This window comes from Bradyrhizobium sp. INPA03-11B (assembly GCF_040446015.1).
GTDB lineage: Bacteria > Pseudomonadota > Alphaproteobacteria > Rhizobiales > Xanthobacteraceae > Bradyrhizobium > Bradyrhizobium macuxiense_A.
Genome location: NZ_JASGSR010000199.1, coordinates 1 through 9,648, shown reverse-complemented (window position 1 = coordinate 9,648; position 9,648 = coordinate 1). Strand labels below are relative to the sequence as shown.

Genomic DNA, 9,648 nt, shown 5'->3' with positions numbered 1-9,648 from the left:
ACCTTGAGCGCTCCACACATCCGTGCCTGATTGCGGCGCGCCAAGTCCGTGATCATTCCCCAATCGTAAGTGTAGGCGATCGGCTTAAGGCCGAGCTCGCGCACCGCGTAGTGAAGGCCGAAGCTGCTATCGCGTCCTCCGCTCAGCGTGATCAGGCAGTCGGCGGAGGCACCGTTGCGGCGCGCCTTCAGCTTGTTGGCTTCGGCCTCCAGGGCAGGACGCCCCAGATAGGTCTTCGGTTGGTGGTTTTGGCAGAAGTTGCAGACCCCGCTTGCATCGAAAGCGATGAAAGGGACAGTTTCTGGCAAAATACAGCGCGTGCACCGGCGCAATGCCTTGATGGGCTGCGGATCGATCTCGAAGCGAGAGAAATTACCAAGCTTGACTGCGGGCACCGAATTGAAGGTCGTGGCATTGCGGACCTTGGCGGGCGTGTCGTCCCGGATCTCGCGCCGCCGAGGAGCAATTGCCGGCGCCCCTTCGGGGGCGGCCCCGAGGTCGATCTCCTGGCTGGTCAGCGTATCGAGTTTGATCAGCAGCGCGCCACCAGCCCTGATCTGTCGGATTGCGTCCGAACGCGCAGGCCAAGCCAAGCCTGGCGTGGTGAGGAATTCCTCAAGAATGTAACGCTCAGACGCGAAGACGACTGTGCCGTCAGCCACGCTCGGCGCCACATAGAGAGAGCCGTTATTCGTTGCGAGTACCATGCAGTCGAGGTCGTCGAACACGAGCGCGGTCGAAACTGTTCCAAGCAACCTGCGGAATGTCGAGCGCATCGCATCGACGAGGGTTTCGCCCCTGTCGAGATGCTGGCGGAGCAATTGGAGCAATACTTCGGTATCGACCTCGGCCTTCCGCTCGGCTGCATTTATGGTCCGCCACAGATCCTCGTCATTGACGATGATGCCGTTGTGAACACCCAGGATGCCGCCGGCAAGAACCGGCTGGTTGTTCGCGTGCAGGTTTTGAGTGCCGTTTGTGACGAGTCTCGAATGTCCAAAGATAGCGATGGGCTCGCGAGACCGGTAGAGCGTGTCGAGAGTCCCCTTGAAGAAGGGGGAAAAGTCCGTCGAGGCGAGAAAATCGCGCGGACGCTGTGCACTCTTGCGAAAGGTGACTGTGGTCGGCCCAACGATGGCGAGCCCGGACGATTCCTTGCCGCGCGTTTCTGAGAGGAGGAACAGCCGCGAGACTGCGCGCTCCACAACCTCGCGATCAAGCGCGCCGGGACTCGCAATCACTCCGAAAATACCGCACATCTCAACCGCCCGTCGCCCGACCTATTTCAGGTGCTTGTTCATTTCCATATCAAGCCACATGGCAAACATGACGGATTGCCAGCCCATCAAGACAAGGAATGTCGTGAAAAGCGGCGTGTTGTCTGCCACAAATCCAATGAAAAGCCGATGCATCACGACGTAGAGTCCGACGAGCATTCCGAGTGAGAGCAACACGGCGCCCGTAAAGTAAAACAGCACCAATGGATGAAAGTCGCGGATGATATATTTCTGCAGCATGCGATACGCAAATAATCGCACCAGCAACAGCGACAACCTCGGCACGAGGCGAATTGGCTTGATGCCTGATTGTTCGCCGATACCGTAGATCGGCTTGATCGGGATGTCGCGCACTCTGAAATCGAAGATATTCAACTTGACGAGCATGTCGTTCGGCATGCCGTAGCGCTTGTAGATGTCATCCAAGTTGAGCGTCATGAGCACCTTCCGGTTGGCAACAGTGTAGCCGGTCTGCGAGTCCGCCACGTGCCAATAGCCCGAGGCGATCTTGGTCAACATCGAAAGCAATCCGTTACCGATATAGCGAACACGCGGAATCAGGTTCCACGCTTCGCCGGAGAACAGCCGGTTGCCCTTGGCGTAATCGGTCTCATCGGCGATCACAGGCTCAAGCAGTGCAGGCAAATCACGGGGATCCATTTGGGCATCGCCGGCCATAACGGCCGTCGCATCGATGTCGTGGTCACGTGCCCAGCGGTAACCGGCGGCGATCGCCCCACCGACACCTTCGTTCTTGGGGAGCCGGATCAGAATGACGCGTTCGGGTTGCGCGGCTGAATAGCGCTGGACGATCTCCACGGTACGGTCGCGACTCTGGTCGTCCACGCAAACGATGTGGTCGACAAATTCCGGCATGGTGTCGATGACGCGGCCGATCAGTTTCTCCTCGTTGTAGCAAGGCACTACAACCGCGACGCTTTTCGATTTATACATGCGCATTTCCCGCCGCGGCGCGGCTTCGTGAGTCGTAGGCCGGTTCGGGAACCTGCTTAGGCCTCTGTTCTGGGTTGAACCACCTTGCTTGAATGCGGTATCTGCAGTTTCGTCAATAGGCTGTCCGCCGACGCACCGATTCAGAACTCTTGGTCGGCCCCAACTTTCTGGCTCTCGTGTCTGAATTTGTTGAGTTTTCGACTTTGGCATCGATGAAAGGGATGGGCAGGCACGGCCGACAGATTGACGCCTCCGCGCGGAGGTCTATTATATTATCGAGTAATATCAATAAGATGAGGCAAAGGCAACTTCGGCGAGCAGGTGCGGATTATCTTCCATGAACGAAGAAACGCTCCGATTTTACAACCTGCAGGCGAAAAACTATACCGCGCTCAGAGCGCGCCCCATTCAGGTTTACACCGACAGGCTTGAGCGAGAGGCCATGGCGCCCCTCGTAGCGGCTGCGACAAATATCCTCGACCTTGGCTGCGGCGAAGGACGTTTGACGCGGTGGCTAGCGCAGAGCAAGCGAGATCAGGGTGGCGATTTCACCGTGCACGGTGCGGATTTCAGCCCCGAAATGATCGCCCATGCGCGCGCGCTGAATGGCGATCTCCCGGCAACCTACGGCGTTGGCGACGCAATGGCGTTGCCGTTTCCAGATAACAGTTTTGACCTGATCGTATCTTGCACGGCGCCCAACAATTTTCCTGATCTGAACGCTGCCCTCGATGAAATCCGTCGAGTGCTGCGGCCGGGCGGCGCATTCTGCGCGACGATCATAAACAGCGGGGAGACAGCACGCTTTGCGCGCTATCTCTACTATTCCCCGTATTATCTCGCGAAGCTTGCGCAGCGCATCGTGAAGGGGGCATCGAGCTATCACCGCGTCCTGTTCTCTCGCGAAGAGCTCGAAGCACTGCTACGGGGCCGCTTCAAGACGATTGAGATTTCCGGAATGCGGCTCATTCCCGATTTCGTGCCGGAGTTTCCGCTGAACATCTGGCCGCCCCTGTTTCCGGTGATGTCGGGCGTGATCGGCGCCACGCAGAGCCTTGATCATTGGCTTGCAAAGCACCCGAAGTTCGGACGCCACGCCCGCTTCCACCTTGTGATTGCACGGGTAGCGAAATGAAGCCGGGACGACAGCGTCCGAAATTCGTCGTGACGGTAGACGTCGAGGACTTCTTCGAACCACGGCCTCCGATCGACACGTACCGGGGCCGCAGCGCTGGGCGCGATCACGCAGCCCCGCGCATCATGGATATCCTCGAACGACACGGCGGCCGCGGCACCTTCTTTGTCGATGTCCAGAATCGCCGGACCGTCAGCGAGGAACTCGTCGCCGGCGTGACGCGCGAGATCGCCGAGCGTGGCCATGAAGTGGGCCTGCACACACATCCGGCCTTCCCCGAGGGAAAGCGTGGATACGGAATGGCGCAGACCATGAAGACGCTGTCGCTCGAAGAGCAGCGCCTGTTCATTTCCGAAGGCGTGGCGCTGATTGAAGCCTGGACGGGCCGACGTCCTGTCAGCCATCGCGCCGGTGGCTATGGCGCCAACTACGATACGCTGGCTGCGCTGGAGCAAAACGGCATCGAAGTCGATTCGAGCGTCTTTTACGGCTATCCGCACTGCGGACTCAATCATCCACCACTCACCGTGAACGCCATTGTTCGGCATGGCGATCTGCTTGAAGTTCCCGTGACCGTGACGAACTGCGATCTTGCGCTCGGCCCGGCCCGCCTGCTGTCGCTGACGAAGAAACTCGATCCGGACTGGTGTAGTCCCGGCGAATTGAGACGCCAGATCGACGCCGTCTTGACATCCGGTCAGGACATCATTGTGCTGTTCTTGCATTCCTATTCGTTGATAGATATCGAACGTGGATTTCGGCCGGACGAACGCGCTTGCGCGGTCCTCGACGAATTGCTGGCCGACTGCGTAGGTCGCTTCGACGGAGAGATTGCGACGCTGGAGTGTGCGGTTCGCACCGTCGATCCAGCCCCGCGCCAGGAAGCGCTGGCCCAATCGCCACCAGTCGTTCGTTCTGATCTGCTGTTTCGCAATGTTGAGCTGACCAGTTGGCTGATGCGAAAAGTACGGCTGCGGCACTTGAAGATTCTGGTTGGGCAACGTTAGCGGCCTAGCCTTTTGCATACACGGTAGAGTAAATGGCTACAGCGCGCGTTTTTGTAGAAGGCCTTCACGCATGATGACCGGTCCGGCTTCGGATCACGATCTGCTCGACCGTGTTCGTGCAGCGTCCGATGCTCTCGGCAACTGGCTGGAGCAAAACGACTATGCCGGCAACGATCCTTATCAGCTGGACAATATAATCTCCCAGGTTGGTGGACGGCCTATCCTCGGGCCGCTGATGCACTTTGCCCGCCGGACGCTCAAGCCCTACCATGCGCTGATCCCGAAACGCCTCTTCCAGGCAGTCCCAGCCATTGTCATGCCACAAGCGCTCGGAGACAGCCTCACCGGTGAAGCTCACCAACCCGACAGCAAGGTTTCGCGTCGCCGAGCGGCGAGATTGCTAACCCTGCTGGAGAAAGCGCGCAGCCCGCTGGCTCGCAATGCGGCATGGGGTCTGCCGTTCACCTGGGGAGGAATGGGAAAGCACCCAAAGCATTGGCCGACCACGATTACGTCCACCATTGTGTTGACCGGTCTCCTCGATGCCATCCATTTGCTCGACCGCGACCGAGTGCTGGCGCTGCTCGAATCCGGCATACGTTTCATGCTGGAGGAGGCTGGCTTGACCGAATTGCCGGAAGGCGCCTGCATCCATTTTGGTCCGGGCGACACCCGTCTGATAATCAACGCCAGCGTTGCGGCCGCAGGCCTGCTGGCCCGAGCCGGAAGGGTGCTCGATCGCGACGATCTTGTCGCGCTCGCCGGGCGGGCGGCCTTGTTCGCCGCGCATCATCAAAACCCGGATGGGTCCTGGTTCTATGCGCCGCCGTTTCGCGATCACGCCGTCGATACGATCATCGATAGCCGACACACTGGCTACATCATCGAAGGGCTTGTCGAAGTCAATGCGACAATGAGAGATCAACGTGTCGCGGACGCGATCGGGCTTGGCTGGAGTTACATGCAGAGCAAATTGATCGATGATGACAAGCCACGCTGGAGCCCCGAGCAGACCTGGCCAATCGATTCCCACGATGTCGCGCAGAGCATCCTGACTGCGTTTGCCTGCGGGGACAAAGGTCTGGCAACGCGCCACATGGCTTTTGCCATGGATCGCTTTTATGCCGCCGACGGCAAATTCCGTTACAAGGCGTTCGAGAACGGCAACAACAACGACACCGTCTTCATTCGCTGGACGCAAGCACCGATGTACAAGGCAACCAGCAAATATGTGGCGAATCTTTCGGTCACGGAGCGTGGATGAAGGACTTAACACCGCGCTCGCTGCGAACGGGACTGCTATCTCGCACCTCGCTTGAGGAGGACCTCTCCTGCGCCTCGGGCTCTGTTGAGGGGCACTGAGCCTGATGCACCTGCTTACTCGCAAGCGTTTGCTTTGGGGCGCGGCCTTCATCATCGGTGTTGCAACGCTATTCTATTTGGTCGACCGCATCGATTGGCACGCGCTCCGGTCCGTCTCGGTCCAGACGCTGCTCGTACTCTGCCTTTCGTCGATCGTCATGATTGCGCTGCACGCGGCAGGCGCAGCAACGCTACTGGCGGGAATGCGCCATCCAGCCAACCTGATGGATGTCATGATGGCCATGCTGGCCGCAGGCACGGTGAGCCTTGCCGGAGATCCGAAGCTCGGCGTGCCCGCGCGCTTGGCGTTCTACAAGATGCTGGCAGATATTCCGGTCAGTATCGGCGCGGCTCAAACCACGATTGAAAGCCTTCTTTGGCTGTTCCTGATGGGGTCGGTCCTGGTTGTTCCTGGCGAGTTGGCGGGTGATCGCGCAATGCCGCTTTCGCTCGCGGCCGCGGCATTGCTGATCGCTGGCCTCACAGCCGTGGGACTTGGTCCCGCGGCGTTGGACCGGATGTGGGTACTCGGCCCGTTGTTTCGGGCTTCTGGGCCGATCCGTCAGTTCGTCTTCGATCTACGAAACGCAATATTCGGGATCAAACCGTTTGCACTGGGTGTCGCGACGTGTTGGCTTGCGACAACCTATGTGGTCGACGTCGCGTCGATTTGGTATCTCGGCCAGGCGTTGGGGGCTGATCTTCCCCTTGTCGCCATCGGACATGCTATCGTCATTTCATATCTGGCCGGAGCCGTTTCCCTGCTGCCGTTAGGACTTGGGGTACGCGACGTCACATTCGTGCTGCTGCTGCAGCAGGCTGGAGCTCCGGCGGAGACGGCCGCAGCGCTCGCTCTGATCCACCGCACCGTGCGCACAGTCCTTCCGCTGCTGATTGGCTTCGCCGTCTCCGGAATGATTGCAGCACGTTCTCGGCCCTAGATCGACTGTTTGACGCTCCGGAGGTACGAAATGGGCCGAATGACAAAAGGGACAATGGCTTGAGCATTCCGTTTCTGATCGGCCAGCTCGTTCTAGCCTCGGGCTTGGCGAGGTTTTTCTACGTTTTTGACGCCATACTTCCGATTCCTCCACTTGGCCGTATTGCCTTTGGAGGCGCGACCACAAGCTTTTTCACAGCAAGCCTGCTGCTGCTGCTCACGCTTGTTGCACCTGGGCTACCTCTTGCTGCACACGCCAGTGCGCCATTCATCGTTGGATTGGCACTACTTGTCGCGCTCTGGAAACGACCACCGCCTCAGGATCCGAAGAGCCCGCACACTCTGCGCGATCCAGTGGCGCTTGCATCGGCTGCGGCCATACTGATGGTGGCCTGCATTATCGTGCCGCGGGTCTGGTTCTATGCCGGCCAGTTGACCGGTAATTCCGACGCAATGCAGTACCTTGCGGAAGCGCAGCAACTCCTTTCGCACCGTAGCTTCTTCGATGCCTCCGGGATAGGAGGCCTAGCCGACGGAAGTCTGCGCGGCGATCCCCATGGCCTGCTTTGGCCCGCGTACAATGCTTCGGCTCTGGTTTGGTCCAGCCTCGGTGGGGCCGGCTTGAACGATGAGATGGTAGCGCGCGTTGCGTTTCAATTGACGTTCATAAGCTACATTGCGGCAGGCGCCGCGCTTGGCAGTGCAGCGCGGGTTCGTGGCCTTGCGATCCTGATACCCCTCCTGATCCTTGTCGTTCCGCTCCTGCCAAGCGCCTCGATTGACGGCAACCGAGACGCGTTCCGACTGACAGCGCTGTTGCTGCTGTGCACATCCCTGATAGCGCAATGGCACAACGGCATGCGTCGCAGCGGCGGAGCCGCCGCAGCGTTGGGCGTCGCGCTCGGCGGCTGGGCCATGCAGGGGCATGCCCTATCCATCTTGCTCGTGCCACTAATTGTAGCGCCCTGGACGCTGCTGAGCGTTGCATTCAAACGACCTTACATGCGTGTCGCCTCGATAACGGCGGCTGTCGCACTGGGCTTTTGCCTTGGAGGTCTTCAGGTCGCGATGGCCTTCTACAAAACAGGCTCGCTCACGGGCGACAATGTTGATGCGGCACAAGTGACAGCAGGCACGCTCTATGCACACGGAATTGAATTGCGCGAGGCCGCACGTGTCGGCGAAGGCGCGGTTCTGGCGAGCCGGCTATCCACCAGCTTTGCCAGGGACGGTGGCTGGCCGAGCATCGTTGCGCTTGTGGTCCTGTTCGCAATGATACCCTGCTACTTCGTTTGGCGATCTTCGACCCGCAATAACTCCGGCACTCAATCCGCCACCATCAACTGGCACATCGGAGCGATGTTCGCGGGCTGGTTTCTAGGTCAGACGCTACTGCTGCTGGGCGCCTTCGACGCCGGACACTACAACTTGTCAAGTTGGACTGTGTTGAACGCACGCTACGCGATGCAGTTCTACATGTTCGCTGCCCTGCTCGTCGCCTGGGGTACAGCGATTGCCCCCGTGGCGCTAGCTTTCGCACCAGCAAGCATCCTACGCCGCGAATCATCGGGTCGAATGGCTTTGTCGCTGGCTATCGTCGTCGTAGCGATTGCCACGACCACCATTCTTGCCAAGCGATGGCCGTACTATTCGACGAGCGGCTATCAGGCCGTCACCAAGCAGCTGAACGCTTTGACAGCGAGCTTGCCACCAACGTGTCACATATTGGCCGAGGATACCGGCATCAATTTCTTGGCTCAGCGGCCCGTTCTACAATTGTACAGCAAATATATGCGCGATCTTCTGGTCGAACGCGACAAGGAGCAACTCCTACATAAACTGGATCAGCGCGACATCTGCGCTGTTGTCCTATATAGCGGGTTGTACGTCGATATGGCCGGTCCCGCGGTGCCGCTTCTTGAACTACTGGCCCCACCGAACTTCAAGATGCATAACGTTGATCCGTGGCGCATTTACGTGCGGACGACGCCGTAGCTGCGGCCATTTCTACATTACGAGCGTGCCGGGCACGGAGAGAAAATCCGTGCCCGGATTAGCCGAGTCACGTCACGACAGGCCGGCGAGATCAGCGGCAACACCACACTCGAAGGGTCTGCTCGCTCCTGCAGGCGCCACCTCACGTTGAGGAACAGGGCTCGTCCTATTGCAGCTCAAACTCGCTGCTATGTTGCGGGCGGCATATCGACGTTCTTCGCGACAGCCCGCCGCATGGTGGCCGCGAAGTTCGCCGCGAATGCGCTGACATTGTCATCCTGATGCGGAACGAGATTTCGAATGACGGGCCCGCGAGCCTCTTGCAATGCTTGCACCAGATGATCCGCCATCGCGACTGGATCGTCGACACTGAAATAGCGCGCAGCACCAGTAGTCTGCTCGCGGTGCACGTCGATGTCAGACAGGATCATCGGAACGCCGAACGACTTTGCCTCTTCGACCGTCGTGCTCCAGCCCTCGAAGCGCGACGGGTTGAGCAGCGCGGTGCAAGCCCGCAGCAGCGCGTAGACGTGGGGCAACGGGATCACGCCGAGGTGCCGGAAGTGCGTATCGAGGCCGCGCTTCCGGATCTCGGCGTTGACCAGATCGTAGTAGCCCGGCTCGCGCCGATCTTCCGTGCTGCCGGAGGCGCAGACGACCACGTTGACCCCGCGACGCTTCAGGATCGTCAGGGCGTCGACGACCAGCTGGTGGTTCTTGTGGCGATAGAACTGGTTGGGCAGATAGAAATAGTTCGCCGGCAGACCGTAGGCCACGATCACCTCTGATGGGTCCGTGTTCAGGAACGCGGCGGGCGGCTGGGTCGCGAAGCGAACGACGCTGACCCGGTTTCGGGCATACGGGTAGCAGGCCCTGAAATCGCGCAAGGCGGTCTCGCTGCTCAGCATGATGGTTCGCCCCGAGGCGATCTGAACGCGAAAGCCGATCTCACGGCGCCAGCGTGCGGTCCTTGGAAAC

Annotated in this window: 7 protein-coding genes and 1 pseudogene; 5 read left to right on the top strand and 3 right to left on the bottom strand. The window is 59.5% G+C overall.

The window, feature by feature from the left end:
* Together QMZ05_RS39165 and QMZ05_RS39160 are read right to left on the bottom strand one after the other, a co-directional pair.
* Nucleotides 1-1,259: pseudogene (locus tag QMZ05_RS39165) on the bottom strand (hypothetical protein); the annotation flags it as partial.
* 21 nt (nucleotides 1,260-1,280) lie between these two features.
* Complete coding sequence (locus QMZ05_RS39160; protein ID WP_353705623.1) at nucleotides 1,281-2,231, bottom strand: glycosyltransferase family 2 protein; 951 nt, start codon at nucleotides 2,229-2,231, stop codon at nucleotides 1,281-1,283.
* A 337-nt stretch (nucleotides 2,232-2,568) separates the two neighbouring features.
* Between QMZ05_RS39160 and QMZ05_RS39155 the strand changes: the two genes are divergently transcribed.
* From QMZ05_RS39155 to QMZ05_RS39135, 5 genes are all read left to right on the top strand, one after another.
* Nucleotides 2,569-3,366 (top strand): class I SAM-dependent methyltransferase, encoded by a 798-nt coding sequence (locus tag QMZ05_RS39155; RefSeq protein WP_353705622.1) that lies wholly within the window; start codon nucleotides 2,569-2,571, stop codon nucleotides 3,364-3,366.
* Nucleotides 3,363-4,373 (top strand): polysaccharide deacetylase family protein, encoded by a 1,011-nt coding sequence (locus tag QMZ05_RS39150; RefSeq protein ID WP_353705621.1) that lies wholly within the window; start codon nucleotides 3,363-3,365, stop codon nucleotides 4,371-4,373. Before QMZ05_RS39155 ends, QMZ05_RS39150 begins: the two co-directional genes overlap by 4 nt.
* Before the next feature lie 70 nt (nucleotides 4,374-4,443).
* Complete coding sequence (locus tag QMZ05_RS39145) at nucleotides 4,444-5,637, top strand: hypothetical protein (RefSeq protein WP_353705620.1); 1,194 nt, start codon at nucleotides 4,444-4,446, stop codon at nucleotides 5,635-5,637.
* Nucleotides 5,638-5,740: 103 nt separating this feature from the next.
* Complete coding sequence (locus QMZ05_RS39140) at nucleotides 5,741-6,676, top strand: lysylphosphatidylglycerol synthase domain-containing protein (protein ID WP_353705619.1); 936 nt, start codon at nucleotides 5,741-5,743, stop codon at nucleotides 6,674-6,676.
* Nucleotides 6,677-6,735: 59 nt separating this feature from the next.
* Complete coding sequence (locus QMZ05_RS39135) at nucleotides 6,736-8,670, top strand: hypothetical protein (protein WP_353705618.1); 1,935 nt, start codon at nucleotides 6,736-6,738, stop codon at nucleotides 8,668-8,670.
* A 188-nt stretch (nucleotides 8,671-8,858) separates the two neighbouring features.
* Here QMZ05_RS39135 and QMZ05_RS39130 read toward each other — a convergent pair.
* On the bottom strand, nucleotides 8,859-9,648 hold a 790-nt coding region (locus QMZ05_RS39130; RefSeq protein ID WP_353705617.1), incomplete at its 5' end, for a glycosyltransferase.